Origin of the sequence: Ruminococcus sp. Marseille-P328, from assembly GCF_964249465.1 — a bacterium.
Classification (GTDB): Bacteria; Bacillota; Clostridia; order Lachnospirales; family Lachnospiraceae; genus Blautia_A; species Blautia_A faecis.
In genome coordinates this window covers 17,111-42,736 of record NZ_CAXUBQ010000030.1, presented here as the reverse complement: position 1 = coordinate 42,736, position 25,626 = coordinate 17,111, and the positions used below count along the sequence as shown (strand labels likewise).

21 protein-coding genes are annotated in these 25,626 nt (G+C 44.3%); 1 reads left to right on the top strand and 20 read right to left on the bottom strand.

Going from position 1 to position 25,626, the window contains the following annotated elements:
• The first annotated feature begins 338 nt into the window (after nucleotides 1–338).
• On the top strand, nucleotides 339–1,508 hold the full coding sequence (locus tag ACESTK_RS17640; protein ID WP_148461689.1) for a cation diffusion facilitator family transporter: 1,170 nt from the start codon (nucleotides 339–341) through the stop codon (nucleotides 1,506–1,508).
• 106 nt (nucleotides 1,509–1,614) lie between these two features.
• Here ACESTK_RS17640 and ACESTK_RS17635 read toward each other — a convergent pair whose 3' ends face one another.
• From ACESTK_RS17635 to malQ, 20 genes are all read right to left on the bottom strand, one after another.
• Nucleotides 1,615–2,676, bottom strand: a complete 1,062-nt coding sequence (locus ACESTK_RS17635) for a sugar ABC transporter substrate-binding protein (RefSeq protein WP_195983248.1) — start codon at nucleotides 2,674–2,676, stop codon at nucleotides 1,615–1,617.
• Nucleotides 2,673–4,268, bottom strand: coding sequence for a response regulator (locus tag ACESTK_RS17630; RefSeq protein ID WP_195478432.1), 1,596 nt, complete (start codon nucleotides 4,266–4,268; stop codon nucleotides 2,673–2,675). The genes ACESTK_RS17635 and ACESTK_RS17630 overlap by 4 nt, the downstream gene beginning before the upstream one ends.
• A gap of 69 nt (nucleotides 4,269–4,337) precedes the next feature.
• A complete protein-coding gene (locus ACESTK_RS17625; protein ID WP_195700379.1) occupies nucleotides 4,338–5,840 on the bottom strand; it encodes a sensor histidine kinase in 1,503 nt (500 codons plus the stop codon).
• Nucleotides 5,841–6,851, bottom strand: a complete 1,011-nt coding sequence (locus ACESTK_RS17620; RefSeq protein ID WP_195700380.1) for a substrate-binding domain-containing protein — start codon at nucleotides 6,849–6,851, stop codon at nucleotides 5,841–5,843.
• Between the two features lie 185 nt (nucleotides 6,852–7,036).
• On the bottom strand, nucleotides 7,037–8,194 hold the full coding sequence (locus ACESTK_RS17615; protein ID WP_148461694.1) for a sugar ABC transporter permease: 1,158 nt from the start codon (nucleotides 8,192–8,194) through the stop codon (nucleotides 7,037–7,039).
• Between the two features lie 17 nt (nucleotides 8,195–8,211).
• Nucleotides 8,212–9,729, bottom strand: a complete 1,518-nt coding sequence (locus ACESTK_RS17610; RefSeq protein ID WP_373120376.1) for an ATP-binding cassette domain-containing protein — start codon at nucleotides 9,727–9,729, stop codon at nucleotides 8,212–8,214.
• Between the two features lie 119 nt (nucleotides 9,730–9,848).
• Nucleotides 9,849–10,976, bottom strand: a complete 1,128-nt coding sequence (locus ACESTK_RS17605) for a sugar-binding protein (protein ID WP_148461696.1) — start codon at nucleotides 10,974–10,976, stop codon at nucleotides 9,849–9,851.
• 419 nt (nucleotides 10,977–11,395) lie between these two features.
• Entirely contained in the window at nucleotides 11,396–12,139 is a 744-nt protein-coding gene (gene truA, locus ACESTK_RS17600) for a tRNA pseudouridine(38-40) synthase TruA (RefSeq protein ID WP_330382759.1), read from the bottom strand.
• A 102-nt stretch (nucleotides 12,140–12,241) separates the two neighbouring features.
• On the bottom strand, nucleotides 12,242–13,045 hold the full coding sequence (locus ACESTK_RS17595) for an energy-coupling factor transporter transmembrane protein EcfT (RefSeq protein ID WP_118582725.1): 804 nt from the start codon (nucleotides 13,043–13,045) through the stop codon (nucleotides 12,242–12,244).
• A complete protein-coding gene (locus ACESTK_RS17590) occupies nucleotides 13,042–13,929 on the bottom strand; it encodes an energy-coupling factor transporter ATPase (protein WP_173719371.1) in 888 nt (295 codons plus the stop codon). The genes ACESTK_RS17595 and ACESTK_RS17590 overlap by 4 nt, the downstream gene beginning before the upstream one ends.
• Nucleotides 13,920–14,765, bottom strand: a complete 846-nt coding sequence (locus tag ACESTK_RS17585; protein WP_118582720.1) for an energy-coupling factor transporter ATPase — start codon at nucleotides 14,763–14,765, stop codon at nucleotides 13,920–13,922. The genes ACESTK_RS17590 and ACESTK_RS17585 overlap by 10 nt, the downstream gene beginning before the upstream one ends.
• An 18-nt stretch (nucleotides 14,766–14,783) precedes the next feature.
• Nucleotides 14,784–15,401 carry a ribosome biogenesis GTP-binding protein YihA/YsxC gene (gene yihA, locus ACESTK_RS17580; RefSeq protein ID WP_118582717.1) on the bottom strand — a complete coding sequence of 206 codons (618 nt, stop codon included), beginning with the start codon at nucleotides 15,399–15,401 and terminating at the stop codon, nucleotides 14,784–14,786.
• A 17-nt stretch (nucleotides 15,402–15,418) separates the two neighbouring features.
• The gene (gene lon / locus ACESTK_RS17575; protein WP_373120374.1) at nucleotides 15,419–17,731 is read right to left on the bottom strand and encodes an endopeptidase La; all 2,313 of its coding nucleotides are present in this window, start codon (nucleotides 17,729–17,731) and stop codon (nucleotides 15,419–15,421) included.
• Between the two features lie 19 nt (nucleotides 17,732–17,750).
• Nucleotides 17,751–19,073, bottom strand: coding sequence for an ATP-dependent Clp protease ATP-binding subunit ClpX (gene clpX / locus ACESTK_RS17570; RefSeq protein ID WP_118582711.1), 1,323 nt, complete (start codon nucleotides 19,071–19,073; stop codon nucleotides 17,751–17,753).
• A gap of 328 nt (nucleotides 19,074–19,401) precedes the next feature.
• Nucleotides 19,402–19,983 carry an ATP-dependent Clp endopeptidase proteolytic subunit ClpP gene (clpP, locus tag ACESTK_RS17565; protein WP_118582708.1) on the bottom strand — a complete coding sequence of 194 codons (582 nt, stop codon included), beginning with the start codon at nucleotides 19,981–19,983 and terminating at the stop codon, nucleotides 19,402–19,404.
• Between the two features lie 120 nt (nucleotides 19,984–20,103).
• Nucleotides 20,104–21,411 carry a trigger factor gene (gene tig, locus ACESTK_RS17560; protein ID WP_118582705.1) on the bottom strand — a complete coding sequence of 436 codons (1,308 nt, stop codon included), beginning with the start codon at nucleotides 21,409–21,411 and terminating at the stop codon, nucleotides 20,104–20,106.
• 268 nt (nucleotides 21,412–21,679) lie between these two features.
• Nucleotides 21,680–22,231, bottom strand: coding sequence for a DJ-1 family glyoxalase III (locus tag ACESTK_RS17555; protein ID WP_173770237.1), 552 nt, complete (start codon nucleotides 22,229–22,231; stop codon nucleotides 21,680–21,682).
• A 90-nt stretch (nucleotides 22,232–22,321) separates the two neighbouring features.
• Complete coding sequence (gene proC / locus ACESTK_RS17550) at nucleotides 22,322–23,116, bottom strand: pyrroline-5-carboxylate reductase (RefSeq protein ID WP_118582699.1); 795 nt, start codon at nucleotides 23,114–23,116, stop codon at nucleotides 22,322–22,324.
• A 61-nt stretch (nucleotides 23,117–23,177) separates the two neighbouring features.
• Nucleotides 23,178–23,636, bottom strand: coding sequence for a CYTH domain-containing protein (locus ACESTK_RS17545; protein ID WP_373120372.1), 459 nt, complete (start codon nucleotides 23,634–23,636; stop codon nucleotides 23,178–23,180).
• A 139-nt stretch (nucleotides 23,637–23,775) separates the two neighbouring features.
• Nucleotides 23,776–25,311 (bottom strand): 4-alpha-glucanotransferase, encoded by a 1,536-nt coding sequence (malQ, locus tag ACESTK_RS17540; protein ID WP_373120371.1) that lies wholly within the window; start codon nucleotides 25,309–25,311, stop codon nucleotides 23,776–23,778.
• Nucleotides 25,312–25,626: the final 315 nt, after the last annotated feature.

The window sequence follows — 25,626 nt, the reverse complement described above, 5'->3', positions numbered from 1 at the left end:
TGTTGATGGAAGCATTATACTACATTGGGACATTTTCCTTTATGGTATATTAGGACATTATCATAAATGGTTCATATAATCAGGCATTTTATAAATTTTCTCTGGTATTTTTCTCCGCAATGTGCTACATTAAAAAGAATGTATTCACAGGATACACAGTAACTATTTTATTTTTTCAGATAACTATTCAGCAAATACTATTCCGCGAGGCATTTTCACTATGAAAGCCCCAGGAGACAGCTGTGGAAGTGCCGCAGGAGGGTTCGCCTTTCTGTGCATCACAAAGCGCGTAACTGTAAGAGAACTGAACAGTTACTTTTATTTGAGGTGAAGTTTTCATGATAACATTTTTATCCCATTTTTTCATCAAAGATTACAAAGACTACAACTCCCCCCAGGTTCGCCAGTCTTATGGCATGCTCTGCGGAGCTGTAGGAATTGCCTTGAACATTTTTCTTTTTATAGGAAAATGGCTTGCCGGAATCCTAAGCGGCTCTATTGCCATCACGGCGGATGCCTTCAACAACTTATCGGATGCAGGCTCCTCTGTGATCACTCTGGTGGGCTTCAAGCTCTCCGGACAAAAACCGGATACAGAGCATCCCTTTGGACATGGACGCATGGAATATATCTCCGGACTTCTTGTCTCAGTTGCGATTCTGATCATGGGCTTCGAGCTGATCCGCTCCTCCATTGACAAGATCCGCACCCCGGAGCCCATTGAATGCAGCCCGGTTATTATTGCTGTCCTTATTGCATCTATTCTGGTAAAAATATATATGTACTACTATAACCGCACTATCGGTCACAAAATCGACAGTACTGCCATGCAGGCTACAGCCGGAGACAGTTTAAGTGACACAGTTTCCACCAGTCTGGTTCTTCTGGCAACTATCATCAGTCAGCTTACCGGACTGGTGCTGGACGGATGGTTCGGTGTCCTGGTGGGCATTTTTATCTTCTATACCGGAACCACTACAATGAAGGATACCATTGATCCCCTGCTCGGACAAGCCCCGGAGAAAAATTTAGTAGAGGAAATCGAAGAGATCGTTCTTGCCCATCCCCTTGTCCACGGCATGCATGACCTGATTGTCCATGACTACGGTCCAGGCAGACTGATTCTTTCCCTCCACGCTGAGGTTCCCGCCCACGGAGATCTGCTGATCATCCACGATGAGATTGACAACATTGAGCATGAGCTTCAGGACAAACTGAATTGTTCTGCCACCATCCACATTGATCCCATTGTCACAGACAACAAGGAGGTCAATGAAATACGCAGCCAGATTGAAGAAATCACCCGCAATCTGGACCGTCGTCTTTCCATTCACGATTTTCGCATAGTAGAAGGTCCTACCCACACAAACCTGATCTTCGACATAGCGGTTCCTTTCGAATGCAAACTCACCAACGTGGAGATCACAAATCTCCTCAAAGAACGCATCCGCAATATGGATGATGGCAACTATTGTGCCGTGATTCAAATCGACAGAGTATATTCATAAAAAATTCTTTTCCCCATACAAAAAGACTGGTTCTTCATGCAGCTGCATGAAAAATCAGTCTTTTTGTTATTTCGTCCGCACTGCGTCCGCTTTGAAGCACCTTTCCTTATCGAATATTCAAATAGACATCCTCTCTCGTATGAAATCCCCCGTCAATGATCACCTTATCCATATTTTCCGCCGTCACCGCGATTGGATCGATTTTATAATAAGGAATGTCATATGTCCCATCATTGAAGGTTTCTACCGCCTTGTATTCCCCTTCTCCGGAAGTAATATCCTCTCCTTTGCCAAGCGCCACTGCGAACTCAGCCGCTGTATTCGCTTCCTGTTCAATAGGCTTATAGACGGTCATTTCCTGTGTACCTTCCACAATCCTCTGACAGGCTGCCAGATCCGCATCCTGGGCCACCACAGCAACCTTCCCGGCCAGCCGATTCTCCGACAATACCTTCACTGCCTGACTTGCCAGATCATCATTTCCGCACATCACCCCTACAATATCTTTTGTAACTTCCAACCCCTGAGTCACATAGTTTCCGGCCAGCTCTGCCATCCAGTTATCGCAATATCCCGTATAAACCACATTCAGATTACTGCCTTCAATGGCTTTATTGAACCCCCTCACAACTTCATCCACATTTCTGTCTGTAGGAGATCCATTGATAGCAAAAATATTTCCTCCCTCCGGACAAGCCTGGATCAGCGCCTCTCCCATAAGGGTTCCAACCTTTTCATTATCAATGGTAATATACAGATCTGCATTAACATTTTCCACAATGCGGTCATAACAGATTATATAAATCCCCATTTCCCGGGCTTCCTTCAGCACATCATACAGAGCATTTCCATCAATAGGGATCACCACGATCACATCCATCTTTTTCTTAATAAAATACTCTATCTGGGAAATCTGCTCTTCCACAACACCTCCGGCTACCTGCACATTCACTTCTGCCCCAAGGCTCTGGGCCGTAGAAACAAACATATCCCGGTCCCGCAGCCATCTCTCAATTACAAAAGAGTCAAAGCTAAGCCCGATCTGCAGCTTATCTTCCTCTTTTGCTTCTTCCTTCTGCGGCTCCTGAGGCCTACTTCCGCAACCTGCTGCCAATGCAGCTGCCAGGAGCAAAGCCAACGACAAGATCAGCCAACGACACTTTCTCATTTTCCATACCTCGCTTTATACTCACTTGGAGTCATATCCATCTGCTTCTTAAAAATCCTGCTGAAATAATTGGGATCCGAATAGCCGCTCTGGATTCCCGCTTCCTTTACGCTCACATTTGCATCTACCAGAAGCTCTTTGGCTTTATCGATCCGGACTCTGGTCAGATACTCAATAAAATTCTCTCCAGTCTCCTCCTTAAAAATCTTGCTGAAATAATAAGGACTGATATTTACCTGGCTGGACACATCATCCAGAGAAATATCCCTGCTGTAATTTTCCTGAATATAAAGCATGGCCTTCTTTACCGCGGAATTAGACTGATCTTCCTTCTGATCCCGGATTGCCCGGCATACATTTACCATCTTTTCCTGGAACCATTTACGAAGATCCTCATAGGTAGAAAGCGACATTGCAGTATCCAAATAGTCCCTGCGGTAACTAAATCCATAATTGATTGCGCCGCTGTCAAAGGCAATCTTCTCACCCCAGATAATAAACTCCAGTATTTTCAGGCGGATATTATTCATATCCTGTGAATAATGCTCTACCATCCAGTCACAGAAGAAGTTCACCTCCTGGAGCATCCCCTCCTCATTTCCCTCCTCAAGACAGCGGAACATCCTCTTCTCATCATTGCCGGGAAAAGCCTCGTCATAGACACCATTCTGGGAAAGATCCTCTATATGTATTACCCTGCTCAGGCTTCCGTTTAATGCCCGGAGTGCTTCGCGGTAAGATCTCTCAAGCTCTTCCATTTCCCATACTCTTCCAATTCCCACACGAAATTTTGCATCCAGTCTGCCCTCCAATCTTGCCACCAGCTCTCTTGCCTTTTCCACCAGATCAATGCGGTCTTCATAAGGATTCTGGAAAATTTCACAAGGCACTACCACAGGGATGCGGTTGGACATAATATTTCCAACTACACAGGGAAAAGCAGACTTCACCACATCCCGAAATTCCGGATAAAAGCTTTGCGCCTTCACATTCATTCCAACCGGGCTTACCAGTCTTCCATTTTCATAGCTTTGTCCAAACTGCACCACCATAACATAACCCTGGCCATATTCAATATCCAGAAGCTGCTGGTAATAACCTGCTGCTGCCATCTCCTTCTGGAAAAGAAGAGAATTCACATAACCAGATTCCACAACCGGGATAACTGTCTCTAGCTTTTCCTGGATTTTCAACAGATTACTTCTCTGATCACGAACCTTATCCACCTTTGCTGTCGCTTCTTCCACCACAGAAATAATCTTACTTTTCGAAATCGGTTTCGTAAGATACTGTTCCACACCAAGATTGATGGCTTCTTTGGCGTAATCAAATTTGTCATATGCAGAAACTACATAAAACAAGGCGGAATTGTTGAACTTCCGGATTTCCCGCATAGCCTGGATTCCATTAATTCCAGGCATGTGAATATCCATAAACACAATATCCGGGTGAAAGGTCTCCGCCTTCTCGATTACCGCCCTTCCTGTTTTCGCAGTTTCCACACTGCATTTATCTCCGAATTCAGCCAGAATCACTCCTTTAAAAGCCTCCAGCATAAGTCCTTCATCATCTGCTATCAGAATACGGTACATTTTTTTGCTCCCCTTTATTCAGCCTCTGTCACTGCTCATTGCAGCATACTCCATGCTATCACTTTTTACTCATTCACTGGTACCTTCAACCTCCACCGGTAAGGTGATATGCACACTGGTTCCAAGTCCAAGGCCCTCACTTTCTATGGTAAGAAGATCTTTTTGTTTATAATACAATTCCAATCTGTCAATTACATTTCCTACTGCTATGCCTGTAGAATAACGGTCCTCTCCATTATTTCGTGCTTTCCCTGCCATAACGGATTGAATCATCTCCTGTGTCATTCCGGCGCCATTATCACTGACTGTGATTTCCAGGTCATCCCCATCCTTGTGAATGGACATTCTGATTTTTCCAGTTTCCATACAGTCGTGAATTCCATGCTGCACGGCATTTTCCACCAGAGGCTGCAAAATCATGCTTGGAATCCTGAAATTCCCGATTCCCTCATCCACATCTTTTTCATAATTGATATCTCCGGCAAATCGGACATTTAAAATATAAATATAATTGTCAACTGCATCCACCTCTTCCCAGAGAAGAGCATCATCCTCCATTTTCCGCACATTATATCGGAAAAAGTCTGCCATCTTTTCCAGAAAAACACCGGTACGCTCTGCATCCTCCAGCATGGCAAGCTGGGCCCCGGCATTCAGACAGTTAAACAGGAAATGAGGATTGATCTGAGCCTGAAGATATTTCAGCTGTGCTTCTTTCAGATGGGTCTCCATAAGAAGCTCCCTCTCCTTCATCTGTGCCTGCTTCTCTATACTCTCACGCTGTTGTTTAATATGAATGCGTATGCTGTCCAGCATCTGATTAAAGCTCCGGGTTACCACGCCAACCTCATCCTCGCAGACAACAGGCAGAATTGGCACATTCAGATTTCCCATGGCAACCTCATGCGCAGTACTGGAAAGCTGGGTCAGCGGCCGGATCATGGATTGCACAAACAGAATGATAATGGCCACACCTACTGCCGCCACAATGAAAATAACCACCAACGCCAGCCGATACAGTACATCCATAGAAGAAAGCAGGAGCTGGTAATTGGAGGAATTCATCCGGAAACGCAGATTATTCAACTTGTAAATATAAGAATTGATATATTCATAAAGCTGCAGTTCTTTTTCATAAGAAGCCTTGTACTTCTCAATATTTCTGCCTCGCTTGGCTTGAACAGTCTCGCTGGTCTGATTCAGATAGCTTTCTGACATTCTGCGTATATTTTTTTCCAGCATTTTTACTTCATTATCCACATTCCGGTCATTCAGCTTATCCAGAAGCTCCCGGTAATCCTGCTCATAGCGATAGTAATTTTCCAGAGCCTTGGTTCCCTTTATATTCAGATATTCGTAAACCGTTCCTTCCAGCTTGTTTAAGGTATCCGAGAGATCATTAATCGCTGCATTGCTGGAAAAAACAGCATCAATCCGGTCTACACCGGTATGGATCTGTTCAAAGATAAAAAAATTGATGCATACTACAAACACCATGACAAGGGCCATAACAAAGCTTAATCTTGTCTGTATGGAATTCTGGACGGAAAGGCTTTCTTTTCTCTTTCTCACTTAATTCCCCTCCGTTCTGTAAGTCCCAACATTGCTTCTGGTGATCACATGCTGACCCACACTGTAATAGTTGCTGGTATGTCCCAAGGAGGAAAACTCTTCCAGGGCATTCACGCTGTATCTTCCGATTTCATCCATATCCAGAGCGATAGCCGAAGAAATAATCCCTTTGCTGATACCATCCAGAATTACATCGGAATAATAAAAACCAACTACATCCACATTTCCAACCTGGTTATAGTCAACCAGAGCCTGGTAAACGCACTCTGTCACAACCTCATCCATGCACACCAGCACATCTGGCAGGTTCTCCTCGCTTACAAAAATATCCCGGACAAATTCCTCTGTATCAAAGCCAGAGCTGCTGTCAATGTTGTATTCTGAAATCGTTACGGTCTGATAATCCTTCTTTTTTTCCTCCAGTTCTTTTTTAATCTGGTAATAAATCAGATTGGTCTCCTGGGTCTTGGACTGGGAATTTGACAAAAGAAGGACCTGCGTATTCTCATGTTCCTTTAAAAGTCCAAGAATCTGTTCCGTGTAAGCATTTCCCAGCTGATAACTATTCAGTCCAACAAAGCTGATTCTGGCACTGGAGGAATCATCTGTCAGCACCGTAACTACCGGAATATCCGCATCTGAGGCCTCCTGGATCAGTTCCTGCTCTTCATCGCTTCCATCAGCTTCCAGAATGATCCCGTCCACCTGGGAGGCAATTCCAATACGCAGATAATCCGCCTGACTATAATTGGAATCGTGCCCGGGCTCGATCAATTCCAGATAAGCATCTGCATCCTTTGCCGCCTGGCTGGCGCTTTCATAGATGGAATCCCACATCAGGGTATTTTCCGCTCCTGCTATCATCAGATAATGTTTTGCGTAACTGGATGCACCCTCGCCTTCACCAAGATCCACCTGATCCAGTTTTTTCTGGAAATAAATCCAGATTCCAGAGAGAAATAACATACAGCCTACTATAATAAAAAAAACAGTCAATGTGGATTTTTTCATAATTAATAAGTTCCTTTATTGCCCGCGCTTTTGCCTGTAGGCAAACCGCCATTTTATAAATATGATTTCAAATATCTACAGTTTACCATATTTGCATGCTATATGCAAAAGAAGCCATTGCATTTCTGCAACAGCTCCTTTCTAATTACTTTTTACTGCACTCTCAGCAGTTTTTTTGCAATTATTTAGTTGGATTTTCTGTTAGAGATAACATCAAATACAACTGCGATCAGAAGTACAGCACCTTTTACAACATACTGCCAGGAATCACCGATACCCATGATTGACATACCCATGTTGATAACACCAAGGAGAAGAGCACCGATTACAACACCGCCTACAGTACCACTTCCACCGTATGCAGAAGCACCACCGATGAAACAGGAACCGATTGCATCCATCTCGAAGGATGTACCTGTACTACCATTTACAGAACCTACACGTGCTGCGCAGAGAAGACCTGCAAGGCCAGCAAGTAAGCCCATGTTTGTATATGCAATGAAATAAACCTTATTTGTATCGATACCGGAAAGCTGTGTTGCTTTCTCGTTACCGCCGATTGCGTAGAAGTAACGTCCAAACGCTGTCTTGGATGTGATGAAGTTGTAGATCATGCAGATTGCAACTACCCATACAAGCATTACGGAAATACCTTTATACTGATATAATTTGTAGCAATACCACAGAATAACAACTGCAATCACGGCTGCTCTGCTGTAATCAGAAGCTGCTGTATTCTGGCGATAACCTTTTTTCGCTTTGTTTGCTCTGGAACGCATGGTAGAGAAAATAATATAGCATGCGATCAGAACACCAACGATCAGTGCAGAATATTTCTTTCCATCATCAAGTCCCGGAATGTTAATGTAGGATGTAAATACATTCAGGAAAGATTTGTTCTGGATAGATACTGTCTTATTATCCAGTACCAGACGTCCAAATCCACGGAAAATGAACATGCCGGCAAGTGTTGTGATAAATGGAGGAATTCTCTTATAACCAATCCAGTAGCCCTGCCATACACCAACCAGAAGGCCGATTACCAGGCAAAGGAGAATGGTGATAAATGGATTGAAGCCCTTGCTGCCGATCAGGACAGCTGCAACACCACCAACGAAGCAGATAACAGATCCAACAGAAAGATCGATGTTACCACCAGTTAAGATACAGAGTAACATACCACATGCAAGAACCAGTACGTATCCGTTCTGAAGCATAAGGTTTGACATGTTCTGTGCGAAAAGAAGTCGTCCATCAGTCAGAGCACAGAACAGGATAAATACGATTACAAGTGCAATAACCATCGTATATTTTCTTAAAAAGTCTTTTATTTTTGCATTCATTTTGTTTTCCCCCTTCATTATTTCTTCTGATTCTGCATGATATGTGCCATGATGCCTTCCTGGGTAGCTTCTTTCGCATCCAGTTCTCCGGCCATTTTACCTTCATTCATGATATAAATCCGGTCGCACATACCAAGGATTTCAGGCATTTCTGAGGAAATCATGATTACAGATTTTCCCTGTTCCACCATCTGATTGATCAGACAGTAAATATCATATTTTGCACCTACGTCGATACCACGGGTAGGCTCATCCAGAATCAAAATATCTGGTTCTGTGAACATCCACTTTCCAAGAAGGGCTTTCTGCTGGTTACCACCAGACAGGTTACCAATACGCTGCTCATTGGAAGGTGTTTTCGTTCCCATTTCTTTTGTCATCTGCTCCGCCAGCTGTACCTCAAGGTCCGTGTTGATAATTCCATTATCACAGACTTTGTTCAGACGGGCAAGAGTTGTATTGAAACGAATGGACTCATCAAGGATCAGTCCGTTTGTCTTACGGTCCTCAGTTACATATGCAAGACCATGCTGGATGGCTGCACGAGGATCTTTCAAATCTACTTTTTCACCCTTTATGTACAATTCTCCGGAAATTGCACTTCCATAGCTCTTACCGAAGATGGACATTGCCAGCTCTGTACGGCCTGCACCCTGCAGTCCTGAGAAACCAACAACCTCACCTTTATGTACTTTAAAGGAAATATTGTCGTCTACTATTTTTTCCGGATACAGAGGATGATGAACCGTCCAGTTCTTTACCTCCAGCATCACTTCTTTACTTACATTGTGCTCACGTTTCGGATAACGATCTTCCATAGGACGTCCAACCATTCCTTTGATGATCCTGTCCTCGCTTAAGTCATCCACGCCTTTTGTAAGTGTCTCGATTGTGCTTCCGTCTCGAAGAATGGTACAACGGTCTGCACAGTAAATGATCTCATTCAGTTTGTGTGTGATAATAATAGATGTCAGTCCCTGTTTTTTAAATTCCATAAGCAGGTCCAGAAGCATCTTTGCATCTTCATCATTCAGGGATGAAGTCGGCTCATCCAGGATGAGCAGTTTAACATCTTTTGAAAAAGCTTTCGCAATTTCTACCAGCTGCTGTTTGCCGGTTCCGATATCTTTGATCAGGGTCTGGGCAGATTCATGAAGACCTACCTGAGCCATATGTTTCTCAGCCTCGCTGTATGTTTTATCCCAGTCGATGGCTCCTCTTTTATTTTTGATCTCGTTTCCGAGAAACATGTTTTCACCGATGGAAAGCAGTGGGATCAATGCAAGCTCCTGGTGAATAATAACGATACCTTTTGCCTCGCTGTCATTAAGCTTTTTAAACTTACACTCTTCACCCTCGTAGGTAACCGTTCCAGTATAGCTGCCGTATGGATACTGACCACTTAATACGTTCATCAATGTGGACTTTCCCGCACCGTTCTCACCGATCAGCGCATGAATCTCGCCACGCTGAACTTCAAGGTTAACGTTATCCAAAGCTTTGACACCGGGGAATTCCTTCGTAATGTGTTCCATTACTAAAATATTGTCAGCCAAAATGGCGCCCCCTTTCCCATAAAACAGGCGGGGCTTTTCACCCCGCCCACATTTAAACCTTTATTTTTGATTTGTATGACGTTTTCGTTCAGCCTTCATTAGTTTGCCGGATGAAGATATCCGTCATCATCCATTGTGTAGTATCCTGGGTCAACCAGTGCTTCCTGAAGGTTGTCTTTTGTTACAACTGTAGGAACCAGAAGGAAGGATGGGCATTTGTTGCCTTCAGATGTCTCATAGGACTCTGTATCATATGCACACTCGAAATCCCAACCAGATTTTTCAATCAGAGACTCATCAACTGTATCACCAGCCAGCATTGCTTTTGCAAGGTCAAGTGTTACGACTGCTTCATTGGCAACTGCTTTGTAAACGGTCATGGACTGTTTTCCGTCAACGATGTTTGCAAGGTTTGCTTCATCACCATCCTGTCCTGTGATCAGGACTGTGTTATCACCAGCATAGTCAGACTCGATTGCCTGTGTTACACCAAGTGCTGTGGAGTCGTTGGAGCAAAGAGCTACGTCAAGCTGTGTTCCGTCTGCATAATAGGATGCCAGAATATTCTGCATTCTTTCAAGTGCTGTCTGGGTATCCCATGCAGGTGTTGCAACAGAATCAAAATCAGTCTGTCCGGAAACTACATTTAAGGTTCCTGCATCAATGTATGGTTTTAATACATCAAATGCACCGTTGAAGAAGTATCCGGCATTGTTATCAGCAGGATCACCAGCTGTAAACTCGATATTGTATGTCTTGTCTCCAGCATTGTCCAGATCCAGAGAATCTACTACGTACTGTCCCTGAAGGGTACCTACTGTGTAGTTATCAAAAGAAATATAATAGGAAACAGCGTCGGACTTGATCAGACGGTCATAGGAAATAACCGGGATTCCTGCATCTGCTGCTTCATCCATAACTGTATTAAGAGCCTCGCCATCGATAGCTGCTACAACTAACAGGTTAACTCCGTCGGAAATCAGGTTCTGGATATCGTTTACCTGACGGTCTGTCTCGTTGTCAGAGTATGTAAGTTCTACTTCGTATCCAGCATCTTCGAACTGTTTCTGCAGATAGGAACCATCACGATTCCAACGCTCCAGAGACTGTGTAGGCATTGAAATACCGATCTTTCCGCCAGCTGCTCCGTCTTCTGCCATTACCGGAACTGCAAGTGAACCAACTGCCATTGCTGCTACCATTGCCATTGCTACTTTTCTCTTCATGAAAAAACCTCCCGTATCATTTTTATTTGCTATGTTCTATAGCTTTTTGATGGGATTATAATATCATATCGATACTCTGTGTAAAATGGACTAATTTTGGATTGCTCTTTCATTTTTTGTGTTATGATATGCACAAAATTGTGCTGGGGTGGACATTTTTGTTGTGAAATTATGCTAGATTGTAATTATGTGCTATTGACATTTTTAATGTGTGAAGTGATATGCCAAAAAGAAGTATTGGAAAGGTGCATCTCGAAAATTTGCTATTTAATATGTTGAAAGTTGTTCAAGGCGAACGCATTCGGACAATGGTTATTGCTCACTCGCTGGAGCGTTGCGCCGGCGAGTGAGTAATACACATTGTCCAAATGCGTCCCTCCTGAAGAACTTTTCAACACATTAAATAGCAACGTTACTCATTAATCAAAGAACTGTATCCCCATCAGGGTGAGTCCCTGCGCCGGTGCGGTAGGACCAGCAGCGGAACGGTCTTTGGCATCCAGGATTTTCTGCATGCGCTCCGGTGGATACTGTCCATTTCCGATTTCAATCAAGGTGCCGGAAATAATGCGGACCATATTATAGAGGAAACCAGTTCCCGAAACGCGAATCGTAACTATGTCACCATCACGGAAAACTTCAATTCCGGTAACCGTACGGATAGTTGTTTTCACCTGGGCTCCGGAGCCGCAGAAACTGGCAAAATCATGCCTTCCGATCAGGTAGGATGTTGCCTCTCTCATTTTGTCCACATCTAATTTGTAATGATAGAAATAGGAATAAAGCCGCTCAGTTGGTACCGGAAATTTGCGGTTCAGAATGCGATATTCATATGTTTTCTCACTGTCACAGTATCTTGGATGGAAGTCCGGTTCCACTTCTTCAGACATCTGAATCCGGATATCCTCCGGCAGACGCTGGTTCAGAGCATAAGAAATCTTCTCTCCCGGGATGCGGGTGTTGGTGTCAAATACCGCTACGTTTCCAAGGGCGTGTACGCCTGCATCTGTACGACTGGCACCAATCGTTTCAATCTTTTCTCCCAGAAGCTCAGAAAGTGTATCATTCAACACTCCCTGTACTGTAATTCCATTGGGCTGTGTCTGCCAGCCACAATAATTCGTTCCATCATATGCTACAACAAGTCCAATTCGTTTCATCATCTTTCTCCTTGTGAAAATTCCCTCATCTGCATCCGTAGTCTATTTTAAGACTCTGAATACAGATGAGGGAACTATAACTTTTTAAATGGATGTTCAGTCGATTTAAATTCCAGCTGCCCTAAATCCAATTGCAACAGCCAGATACGCTGCCAAAATCACATATGCCATATGATCTCTTTTTTTATAACAAAGCGGTTTCATCTGGGTACGGTTATCGCCGCCATGATAGCATCTTGCTTCCATGGCCATGGCCAGATCATTTGCCCGTCGGAATGCGGAAATAAACAGTGGCACCAGAAGGGGAACCATGTTCTTCGCCTTCTGGATCAGATTCCCATTCTCGAAATCAGCTCCGCGGGCAATCTGCGCTTTCATGATCTTATCCGTTTCTTCCAGAAGAATAGGGATAAAACGTAGGGCGATCGACATCATCATAGCAATATCATGTACTGGTACATGGAGCTTATTCAACGGGCGGAGCAGACGCTCCAGGCCATCAGTCAGCTGGTTAGGCGTAGTCGTCAGTGTCATAATGGAAGAACCAATCACCAGATAAACCAGTCGGATCGCCATAGTACCTGCCAGCACCAGACCTTCCTTTGTTACCTTAATAAATCCCAGCTTCCATACCACCTCACCAGGGGTAAGAATCATATTAAAAAATATGGTGATCAGAAGCAGCATGAAAATAGTCTTCAGACCTTTAAAAATAAACTTCACAGGAACCTTGGACAACAGGATCATTCCTGCAAGAAATATAGTAGCCACTGCATATCCTGCGAAGGTGTGGAACAAAAATACAGATACAATAAATCCAATGGTTCCTACCAGTTTGGTTCTTGGATCCAGCTTATGAATCACGGAATCTGCCGGATAATACTGTCCAATGGTAATATCTCTGATCATTCGTTTCTGCCTCCCTTCTTAAGAAGTGAAGGCTTCTGCTTCTTTAAAGCTTCCAGAATCGTATCCCTGGCTTCCTCCACAGTGGTAGCTGTGGTATCCACATTCAGGCCATTTTCGGAAAGCGCATGCATGATATAGGTGATCTGCGGTGCCGCAAGTCCCATTCCTTCCAGTTCCTTATAATGGGAAAATACATTCTTCGGTGTATCGTCAAATACCATTTCCCCATGATTCATAACGATCAGGCGTTCCACATATTTGGCAATGTCCTCCATGCTATGAGAAACCAGGATAATGGTAATTCCTCTCATCTTATGAAGAGCCGCAATCTGATCCAGAATGTCATCTCTTCCCTGTGGATCGAGCCCTGCAGTAGGCTCATCCAGGATCAGGATTTTCGGGTTCATTGCCAGAACACCTGCAATGGCAACCCGTTTCTTCTGGCCTCCTGAAAGCTCGAAAGGAGACTTGGTAAAATTCTCTTCCTTCACACCTACATGGGCAAGAGCCTTTTTTGCCTCTTCCTCAGCCTGCTCCCTGGAAAGTCCCTGATTCATAGGGCCAAAGCAAACATCTGCCAGAACTGTATTCTCAAACAGCTGGTGCTCCGGGTACTGGAATACCAGCCCCACCTCACTTCGAAGAGCCCGGCGGTTATAATTCTCCGCCCACACGTCTTCTCCATTATAAAGGATCTGACCGCTTGTAGGCTGGATCAAAGCATTAAAATGCTGGATCAAGGTTGATTTTCCGCTTCCAGTATGACCAATCACACCAATGAACTGTCCATCCGGAATTACAAGATTTATATCTTTCAGGGCGTGGCTTTCATAAGCAGTACCCTGACTGTAAGTATAGGTCACGTTCTTAAGCTCTATCGACATAATGCACCCACCAATTCCTCTTTCGTCAGTATTCCTTCCGGAATGTCCACGCCAGCCTTGTGAAGCTCATGGGCGAGCAATGTCACCTGGGGTACATCCAGCCGGTATTTCTTCAGTGTCTCTACCTGGGAAAAAATTTCTCTTGGAGTTCCCTGCATTACCACATTTCCACCATCCATCACATAAACCTTGTTGGCATGGATCACTTCTTCCATATAATGGGTAATGAGGACAACGGTTACATTTTCTTTTTTATTGAGCTCGGAAACGGCTTTCAATACTTCTTTCCTGCCATTCGGGTCAAGCATTGCAGTTGGCTCGTCCAGTACAATACAGCTTGGACGCATCGCCACAACACCTGCGATGGCAACTCTTTGTTTCTGGCCTCCGGAAAGCTTGTTCGGAGACTGATAACGGTAAGCGGTCATTCCTGTCTTTTTCAGACTGTCATCCACACGCTTCCAGATTTCGTCTGTAGGTACTCCCATATTCTCAGGACCAAAGCCTACATCCTCTTCCACAACCGTACCAATGATCTGGTTGTCCGGATTCTGAAAAACCATCCCCGCTTTCTGGCGGATTTTCCACAGCTCCGGCTCCTTGGCTGTGTCCATATCATCCACCCACATGGTTCCCTCTGAAGGGATAAGCAATGCATTTATCTGCTTCGCCAATGTGGATTTTCCGGAACCATTGTGCCCCAGAACGGCCACAAAATCGCCGGCTTCAATGTCCAGGTTTACATCATTGACAGCACGCTGCGTTGCTTCCACATTGCCGTCCTCATCATACTTGAGATAGTCAAATCCCAGCTTGAATGCCTTGATAATTCCCATATTCTTTTTCCTCGTCTGTCAGGCCTTCAGCTCGTCCGTAGCTGCCGGAACTGCACCGGTCAACTCGTCCATTAACGCCCAAATTTCATCTTTTCCCTGCTTTGTCTCAGCGGAAAAAGGAATGATCTTACTGCCCGGGCGCAGCTTCAGTCCGTCCTTGATAGCCTTAATATTCTTCTGTACCTGACTTCTTTTCAGCTTATCCAGCTTGGTTGCAATAATGATCGGATTGTATCCGTTATTTACGATCCAGTCATACATCAGCTTATCGTTTGCAGATGGATCGTGCCGGATGTCGATCAGGAGAAATACTGCTTTCAGGGTCTGTGAGGTATGAAGATAACGCTCGATCATCTTTCCCCACTTCGCCTTCTCGGTCTCCGGAACCTTGGCATATCCATAACCTGGAAGATCCACAAGGTACATAAAATCATTTACATTATAAAAATTGATAGTCTGTGTTTTTCCCGGCTGGGAACTTGTTCTTGCCAGCGCTTTTCGGTTCAGCAGACCGTTAATGAGGGAGGATTTTCCCACATTGGATTTCCCTGCAAAAGCAATTTCAGGTCTTCCTGTGTCTGGCAGTTTGCTGGTGATACCACAAACGATATCCAGTGAAACATTTTTAATTACCATTTTTCCTACCTCTCATTTCAGGCAAGTGCCCGTTCCAGCACTTCATTCATATTTTCCACAAACGTGATCTTCAGTCCGTCTGTGATCTCCTCATCCAGTTCTTTGATATCCGGTTTATTGGACTTTGGAACCAGCACTTCTTTAATCTTGGCGTACTTAGCTGCAAGAAGCTTCTCTTTCAGTCCGCCGATTGGAAGTACACGACCTCTTAAGGTGATCTCACCAGTCATGGCAAGATCCGCTCTTACCGGCTTGTCAATAATGGCAGAAAGCATTGCAGTTGCCATGGTAATTCCGGCTGACGGACCGTCCTTTGGCACTGCCCCTTCCGGAATATGTACGTGAATGTCATTTTCCTGGAAAAATTCCTGATTGATTCCATATCTGGCTGCTACAGAGCGGATGTAGCTGATGCCCGCTGTTGCAGACTCCTTCATCACGTCTCCAAGCTGTCCGGTAAGCACAAATTCCCCTTTACCCGGCATAATATTTACTTCGATCTGAAGGGTATCACCGCCAACCTGTGTCCAGGCAAGACCTCTTGCGATACCAACCTCATCCTTTTTATTCGCCATCAGGTAATTGTATTTCTCCTGCCCCAGAAAGCTCTCAAGGTTCTTGCCAGTGACCGTTACCTTCTCTTTGCCATCTTCCATGATCAGACGTGCTGTCTTACGACAGATCTGACCGATGAGACGTTCCAGATTGCGGACACCGGCTTCCTTCGTATAATTATTGATGATTTTTCGAAGAGCGCCGCCCTGAATGGAAAGTTTGCCTTTCTCAATTCCATTGGCTTCCATTTGCTTGGGAATCAGATGCTCCTTTGCAATGTGCTCTTTCTCATTCTCCGTATAACCGCTGATCTCAATGACCTCCATTCGGTCAAGAAGCGGTCTTGGGATTCCCTGAATATCGTTGGCTGTTGCAATAAACAACACCTCTGAAAGATCCTGGGGAAGCTCCACATAATGGTCATTGAAATGACTGTTCTGCTCCGGATCCAACACCTCAAGAAGCGCAGAAGAAGTATCTCCCTTGTAATCACTGCTTGTCTTGTCAATTTCGTCCAGAAGCATAAGCGGATTGGCAACCTTTGCCTGCTGAAGGGCAACGGTAATCCTTCCCGGCATAGCACCCACATAAGTCTTTCTATGTCCGCGGATCTCAGCTTCATCCTTCACACCACCAAGACAGATACGGACATAACGCTTGCCAGTGGCTTCTGCAACAGATTTGGCAATAGAAGTCTTACCGGTTCCAGGAGGTCCCACAAGGCAAAGTATAGGAGATTTTCCTTTATGTGTCAGCTTACGTACAGACAGGAATTCCATAATACGCTCTTTTACATCTTTCAGACCATAATGACCTTCTTCAAGAATCTTCCAGGCTGCCTTCAGGTTTTCAGAATCTTCAGAGCACTTATCCCACGGAAGGGAAAGAAGTGTCTCAATATATCCCCGCAGAATGCTGCTCTCAGCGGCATTGGTGCTGGTGATTTTAAAGCGGCCGATTTCTTTGAAAATACGATCCTTTACTTCCTGGGAAGCAGTAAGCTCTTTGGCTTTTCTTCGGAACTCCTCAGCCTCATCAGCAGTATTGTCCTCGCCAAGCTCCTCCCGTATCAGTTTCAGCTGTTCTCTCAAAATATATTCACGCTGGTTTTTATCTACACGCTTTTTCAGTTTCTGCTGAAGGTCGTGGCTGATATCCAGCACATTGATCTCATTGCTCAAAATGGCACCAAGAAGCTCATATCTGTCTGTCAGCCTGGCTGCCTCCAGAAGCTTCTGTTTGCTCTGCCAGGAAAGAGGCAGATTAATTACGATCTGGTCGATCAGCTCCGGTGCTTTCTCTATATTCATGATCTGGGCAGACAGTTCTTTTCCAATCTTTCCACCCTTAGCGCAATAAGTTTGGAACAGCTCCCTGATACTTCTGTACATTGCCTCCAGCATCGCCTGAGGCAGTTCCTCTTCTTCCTCATTAACAAGAACAGTCTCTGCTCTTAAATATGGTGTCTCCTGTTCCAGGCCAAGAAGTTCTGCTCTTCTTTTTCCCTCAACAAGAACACGCAGCAGGTTGTCAGGAAGTTTCACAACCTGCTTAATATATGCAATAGTTCCTACCTGAAACAGCTGTACAAATCCAGGATCTTCAATCTGGGGATCCTTCTGGGTTACCAGAAAGATCTTCTGATCCTGAAACATTGCCGCTTCGATTGCCTTTTTGGAACGTTCCCTGCTTACATCGAAATGGATGATCATTCCCGGAAGAATGGTAGTTCCGCGAAGGGCAAGGGCAGGAAGTACATTGATTGGCTCACTCATTTGTAGTCAAATCCCTTCATCAGGCTGTTTCCGGAGTGCCCTTTTTGTGTGCACGCTGGCTTCTTCTGCCTGTATTTGCCGGATTCACCGGCTGTGCAGGAGCTTCCCCATGAACGATCTGAGGTTCACCAGTTCCCTCTACAGCTTCTTTTGTAATAATGCATTTACGAATGGTGTCGTCAGACGGAGTCTTATACATCAGATCCATAAGAGTGCTCTCCATGATCGCACGAAGTCCTCTGGCTCCGGTTTTACGTTCCATGGACTTTCTCGCCATAACACGAAGTGCTTCATCCTCAAAATCAAGCTCTACTCCATCAAGTTCAAACAGTTTATGGTACTGCTTGGTCAGTGCGTTCTTCGGCTCCTGAAGGATGCGAAGAAGTGCGTTTTCATCAAGTCCGTCTAAGGTTACCACTACAGGCACACGTCCTACAAACTCCGGAATCAGTCCATAACGGATCAGATCCTCAGGCATTACCTGCTTGAACAGTTCACCAACATTCTGTTCCTCTTTGGAAGCGACTTCTGCGCCAAAGCCAATTGCCTTGGTATCCTGTCTTCCCTCAATGATCTTCTCCAGACCGTCAAAGGCACCGCCGCAGATAAACAGAATATTTGTAGTATCAATCTGGATGAATTCCTGATGCGGATGCTTTCTTCCACCCTGAGGAGGAACACTTGCAACAGTGCCTTCCAGAATTTTCAGAAGTGCCTGCTGTACACCCTCTCCGGAAACATCACGAGTGATGGAAACATTCTCGGATTTACGTGTGATCTTGTCGATCTCATCTATATAAATAATTCCGTACTGCGCTCTGTCAATATCATAATCAGCAGCCTGGATGATCTTCAGAAGAATATTCTCAACATCTTCACCTACATATCCTGCCTCTGTCAGGGTAGTGGCGTCTGCAATGGCAAACGGTACATTCAGAAGTCTTGCCAGTGTCTGGGCAAGAAGTGTCTTACCGGAACCAGTTGGTCCAAGCATAAGGATGTTGCTCTTCTGAAGCTCTACATCCAGATTTCTTGAAGCAGTAACACGTTTGTAATGATTGTATACAGCAACAGAAAGTGCTTTCTTGGCCTCATCCTGTCCGATTACATAGTCGTCCAGAATTGCATGGATTTCCTCTGGTTTCATCAGATTGATCTCAGATCCAAGAATATCTTCCTGATCGTATCCTCCAAATTCTTCCTCCATGATTTCCGAGCAGATACCTACACACTCATCGCAGATGTAGGCACCATCCGGTCCGGCGATTAATTTGCGGACCTGATCCTCGGTTTTCTGGCAAAAGGAACATCTTACTTTTCCTTCTCTTATCTTCTCAGCCATGAATCTTTAACTTTTCCTTTCTTTTAAATAAAGCAACCTTATTCAGAGCTATTCTGAAAAAAGTTTTCTTTATTTCTTAAAATTTGGGATTATTCTGTAAAATATACCTATTTTACAAAATTATCCCGTTTTACAAGATAAGACTCCTGTTAGTTCAGGAGTCTTTTCTTACAGTAGCATGCAAAAGAAAACTCCGGCTATTAGAGTTCTAAAAGCTCCAGGGGGATTTCTTTTGTTTTCAGTTTAGGCGGGAAAGTTTATACTGGAAATACACAAATATACTACATCTTCATCAGTGTACACTCGGTTATCCAGTTACAGTTTTTCCCTATTTGTGGGTTACAACACCATCGATCAGACCATAAGCCAATGCTTCCTCTGCGGACATGTAATTGTCACGGTCTGTATCTTTCTCTACTACCTCAAGAGGCTGTCCGGTGTTTGCAGCCAGAATTTCATTTAATGTTCTCTTTGTCTTGGCAATGTGATCTGCCACGATCTGGATCTCAGTAGCCTGTCCCTGGGCTCCGCCAGATGGCTGATGGATCATGATCGTAGAATTTGGCAGTGCAAATCTCTTACCCTTTGTACCACCAGCAAGAAGGAATGCTCCCATGCTGGCAGCCATTCCCAGACAAATAGTGGAAACGTCGCACTTGATATACTGCATGGTATCGTAGATAGCCATACCAGCTGTCACGGAACCACCCGGGCTGTTGATATAAAGCTGGATATCCTTTCCAGGATCCTCTGCTTCCAGAAAAAGCAACTCAGCAACTACCAGACTGGCACTTACATCGTTTACTTCCTCTCCCAGGAAAATGATTCTGTCCTTCAGAAGCCTTGAATAGATGTCGTAGCTTCTCTCCCCTCTGCTTGTCTGCTCAATGACATAAGGCACTAAACTCATATATTCCCTCTTTTCTTATCAGATACGCTCCACCTGGTCTGCATTATAATGCGCCAGAGAGAGCGCTTTCATAACAAAATAATTTTTCCCTCTTGGGATGTGCAGTTATCTGCCTGCTGATTATTCAGCGTCTGCTGCTTTCTCAACTTCAACTGCTGCATCAGCGATAACAGTAACAGCCTTCTGAACAGCCATATCTTTCTTCATCTGCTCAAGTCCGCTCTCACCGATAGCTTCTCTGATCTTGTCAGCTTCCATCTTGTAAGCATCTGCCATCTTCTGGATTTCTTCTGTGATCTCTTCTTCAGATGGCTGGATGTTCTCAGCCTCAGCTACTTTCTCAAGAACCAGTCTTGTCTGGATTCTCTTGAGAGCCTGTGGCTTCATGTCTTCCATCATCTTGTCCATGCTCTGGCCTGTGAACTGGAAGTACTGCTCCATGGATAATCCCTGCTGCTGCATTCTTCTGGAGAAATCATCCATCATCTGACGGCACTCTGTCTTTGTCATAAGCTCCGGAATATCCATCTGTGCATTCTCGATTGCTTTATCTACTGCAGCGTTCTCTTTTGCAGTTCTTGCTTCTTTCTCTTTCTTCTCTGTCAGTTTCTTCTTAACATCTTCTTTGTACTCAGCAAGAGTATCAAATTCAGATACGTCTTTCGCAAACTCATCGTCAAGCTCCGGAACCTCTTTGGTCTCGATCTTCTTAACGTCACACTGGAATACAGCTTCCTTGCCAGCAAGCTCTTTTGCCTGATATTCCTCTGGGAAAGTAACCTTAACTTCTACATGGTCACCAGTGTTTGCTCCAACAAGCTGATCCTCGAATCCCGGGATAAATGTACCGGAACCAAGTGTAAGTGCGTAGTCAGTTCCTTTACCGCCTTCAAATGCAACACCATCAACAAATCCCTCGAAATCGATTGTTGTGATATCGCCGTTTGCAGCTGCACGATCCTCAACTGCAACTGTTCTTGCATTCTTATCCTGCTCTTTCTTAACCTCAGCGTCAACTTCCTCGTCTGTTACAGTGATCTCAGACTTCGGAACCTCTACACCCTTGTAATCTCCAAGAGTAACCTCTGGTTTCACAGCTACATCAGCTGTGAAGATAAGAGCTTTACCTGGCTCCATCTGTGTAACATTGATCTCCGGCTGGGAAACGATCTCAAGATCGCACTCGCCAAGAGCTTTTGTATATTCCTGTGGTACAAGAGAATTAACAGCGTCTTCCATAAATACACCCTTGCCATACATGCTCTCGATCATCTTTCTCGGAGCTTTTCCTTTACGGAATCCTGGAAGGCTGATTCTGCTTTTCTGTTTCTGGTAAGCTTTCTCCATTGCTTTGTCTAAATCTTCAGCGGAAACTTCGATGGTAAGCTTCGCCATGTTTTTCTCTAATTTCTCCACCTGTAAACTCATTTTCGTGTTCCTCCTTAATATTCTCAGGTAAAATGTCAGGTCCAATGCATTGACATTGTCCATTTCTTAATAATGATACCGCAGATGATAACCGGAAAGTCCAAAACAGGTTCCTGTCACTGCGATCCTTCTGCGGTTATAAATGCGCAGGGTTTCCCCCTATTATTACAGTCATTGTAGAAGTATAGCACAACCAAATTAAAAACGCCAGTGTTTTTTATGGTTTTCCCTGTTATTCCTAAAAAATTAGGGTTTTTTATAATATTTCCTACTTATAAACTACGGATTCTGCAATCTGGTCTGCTTTTTCCTGTCCAAGGAGCTGGGAAATCAGGGAAAGGGAAAAGTCAATTGCAGTTCCAAGTCCACGGCTTGTAGTAATGTTTCCATCAATTACAACCTTTTCTTCAGACTTCACAGCATCTCCAAGACCGTCCATGCAGGCCGGGTATGCAGTGGCCTTCTTTCCATGTAAAAGTCCGATTTCTGCAAAAACAGTAGGTGCCGCGCAGATGGCTGCGATCTTACCTCCATTATTATAGAAGCTTTTAACCAGATCGGTAAGTGGCTCGAATCCTCCAAGATAAGTGGTTCCAGGCTGCCCGCCTGGGAGAACCAGCATGTCCGCGTCGGAGAAATCCGCCTCACAGAAGGTGGTATCGGTCAGCATGGTGATTCCATGGGCTGTGGTGATCTGTTTGGTGTTTTTAATCGAAACGGTTGTAATAGTGATTCCTGCTCTTCGCATAAGATCAACTACAGTTAAGCCTTCAATGTCTTCAAAACCGTCGGCGAGGAAGATGTATACTTTTTTGCTCATAGTGGAACCTCCTGATTCATTTTCACAATTATTTACTTATAGTTACTGCTCACTGGTAATATTCCGCGAGATGTTTTTTGTAGGCAAAGCTCACATTTTCTTTCCTTTATCAGCAGCTCCCTGCAATGCTTCAAACACAGCACTGCGGAAACCATTTTTTTCCAGGATACGCACACCCTCAATGGTCGTTCCTGCCGGGGAGCATACCATATCCTTCAGTTCTCCCGGATGCATACCTGTCTCCAGAAGCAGCTTCGCACTTCCAAGTACAGCCTGGGCAGCAAACTGATAGGCCTGTTTTCTTGGCATTCCCTGTGCCACAGCTGCATCTGCCATTGCTTCAATAAACATAAATACATAAGCCGGAGAGCACCCACTGACTGCGCTAACTGCGTCCATCAGTCTTTCAGGTACCACCTCTGTGCGACCGAAGCTGTTTGTAATGGCAAGAATCTGATCCAGATCCTCTTCTGTTACCCGATCATTGACACAGGCACCTGTCATTCCTGCCCCTACCTGCGCCGGGGTATTCGGCATAAGACGTACCACCTTTAACGGCTGCTCACATTTTTCTTCCAGCCATGCAAGAGTTTTACCGGGCGCAATTCCTACGATCATATGCTGTGGTGTCAGGAAACTTTTAATTTCACCGATTACCTCCTCATAGAATTGAGGCTTTACTGCTAATATAACAATATTTGCATTTTTCACAACTTCACAATTATCCAGAGTTGTCACAACTCCAAGTTTTTCCCGACTTCTTCTGCTTCCTTCTTCTGTGAGATTTGAAACAATAATCTCATTTTTTTCAAACACACCATTTTTCAGGATTCCACCGATCATTGCAGAACCCATATTTCCACATCCGATAAATCCGATTTTCATATCTTTGCGCTCCCTTCATGTAGGTCATTTGTTTGTTATTGCTCATTATAAAATAAAAATTTTATCTCTTTTTCCCTTTACTTAGAGTACTGTTATGATACTCTGCAGAGTAGGTCACATCCTCCCCAAACCACTTAGGCGGCTGGTAGGCATGAGCGGCTTCTTCGTTTGGGAATTCCACCTCTGCCAGGAGAAGACCTTCGTAAGGGGCTTTGAATACGTCCAGTTCGATGGACAGGCCGTCTTTCTCGGGGATCACATAGCGGATCTTGGAGATCACGATTCCGTCTGCTTTGGGTTTTAAGTGCTCATAAGCTTCTTTTGTCAGCGGCAGATTGTATTCCTCTCTTGCCAGAAGTCCCTTTGATTTATAAGTCAGATAGTAATTGTCATTGGATTTGCGGATTCGCACTACCGGCTCTGTGCACAGATAGCCTTGCTCAATTGCCTTGTTTGGATACTGTTCCAGGTTTTCCGGAAGGTTTTCTCTCTTAACAAGAAACTTTCTCTCAATTTCCAACTTAGTTTCCTCCTCATGTCTTTTTATGAAAAGCACAAACTTTTCAGCTCTCCGTATATACAAAATTGAGGGCAAGCACCCTTGCCCTCAATTTTACTCTTCTACCTTTTTTTATGCAACAACTGATTAAATATTAAATTTATTCCATTTTCTCTTTCACCGGATCCGGGGTCCAGTTTTTCCTTCCGAATCTGGTTGCCAGAGTCAGCATTTCCTTCTGCAATTCTTTGCTGAACTGCCCTTCTTTCAGGCGCCACTTCCAGTTTGTTCCCAGAGTGGATGGCTGATTAATGCGGGCTGAATTATCAAGCTGCAGATAATCCTGAATCGGAATAATACATCTTCCGGCTACACTTCCCATAGCCAGACGGATCATATTCCGGCAGATGCCTTTCTCATCATCGTGGAAGTTCCACAGATATTCCCGAACCATATGACGCTCCTCAGGAGTGATATCCCCATACCAGCCAAGCAGTGTCTCATTGTCGTGGGTTCCGGTATAAACCACACAGTTATTTGTGTAGTTATGAGGCAGATAATCACTGGCATTTCCAGTATCCCGCTCATCAAAGGCAAACTCGATTACCTTCATGTTTGGATAACCGCTCTCTTCCACAAGACGCTTCACAGAATCAGTCATGAAACCAAGGTCCTCAGCAATAATGTCCTTGTGTCCCAACCGATAGGAAACGGTGCGGAAAAGATCCATTCCAGGTCCTTTTTCCCACCAGCCACGTTTTGCATCCTTGTCACCATATGGAATCGCATAATATTCATCAAATCCACGGAAATGATCAATGCGGACAACATCATACATATTAAAGCAATGTGCCAGACGTTTGATCCACCACTCGAATCCGGTATTTTTATGCACATCCCATCTGTACAGCGGATTTCCCCAAAGCTGTCCTGTTGCAGAAAATCCATCTGGCGGACATCCGGCTACCTGTGTAGGCTCGTTATTTTCATCCAGTTTGAAAAGTCCTGGATTTGCCCAGGTATCTGCGCTGTCCATGGCAACATAGATCGGAATATCTCCGATAATACGAATTCCTCTTCTGTTTGCATACGCTTTCAGTTTCGCCCACTGTTCATAAAATTTGAACTGCATATACTCCTGGAATTCAATTTCAAAATACAGTTCTTTTCTGTAATAATCCAGTGCATTATTCCAGCGAAGACGGATGTCCTCCGCCCATTCTGTCCACGGAATTCCCTCAAAATGATCCTTCACCGCCATAAAAAGTGCATAATCGCCAAGCCAATGCGCCTGCTCCTGCTGGAATCTTACAAAGTCAGGATTCTTGGAAATATCACTTCTCTCATAGGCTTTACGAAGAAGTTTGTATCGTCCTTTGTAAATTTTCTCATAATCCACATCATCTTCCCTGGAACCGAAATCCACAGCATCACACTCTTTTTCCGTAAGCACTCCCTCTTCGATCAGGTCTTCCAGACTGATAAAATAAGGATTTCCTGCAAAGGTGGAAAAAGACTGATAAGGTGAATCACCGTAGCTGGTTGGTCCAAGGGGCAGAATCTGCCAACAGCCCTGTCCAGCTGCCTTCAACTGATCCACAAACTCATAGGCACTTTTTGAAAAACATCCAATTCCGTATTTTGAAGGCAGACTGCTGATTGGAAGCAGCACGCCACATTCTCTCTGATTTCCCATTTTTTCCTCCCTGTTCAAAAGCATCAAACTTTAGCATATATTGTTACACTTATCACAGTGTAACATACATGTTTATATCATGCCACAATTCATGTCCTTAAATCAATATCATTTTTTCAAGAAATATGGTATTTTTTTCTAATAATTGTGATATTTATTTTTATTCTTCACCAGACAGGACACAGAACCGGTCAGTCCCAGAGCTTCTGCCATATACGTTTTCTCTCCTTTTTGCTTTCCCGATCTGTAAAGCAGCACAAAAAATCCGAAATCGGACCTTTTTTAATAGATTTAGTCCGATTTCGGATTATGATC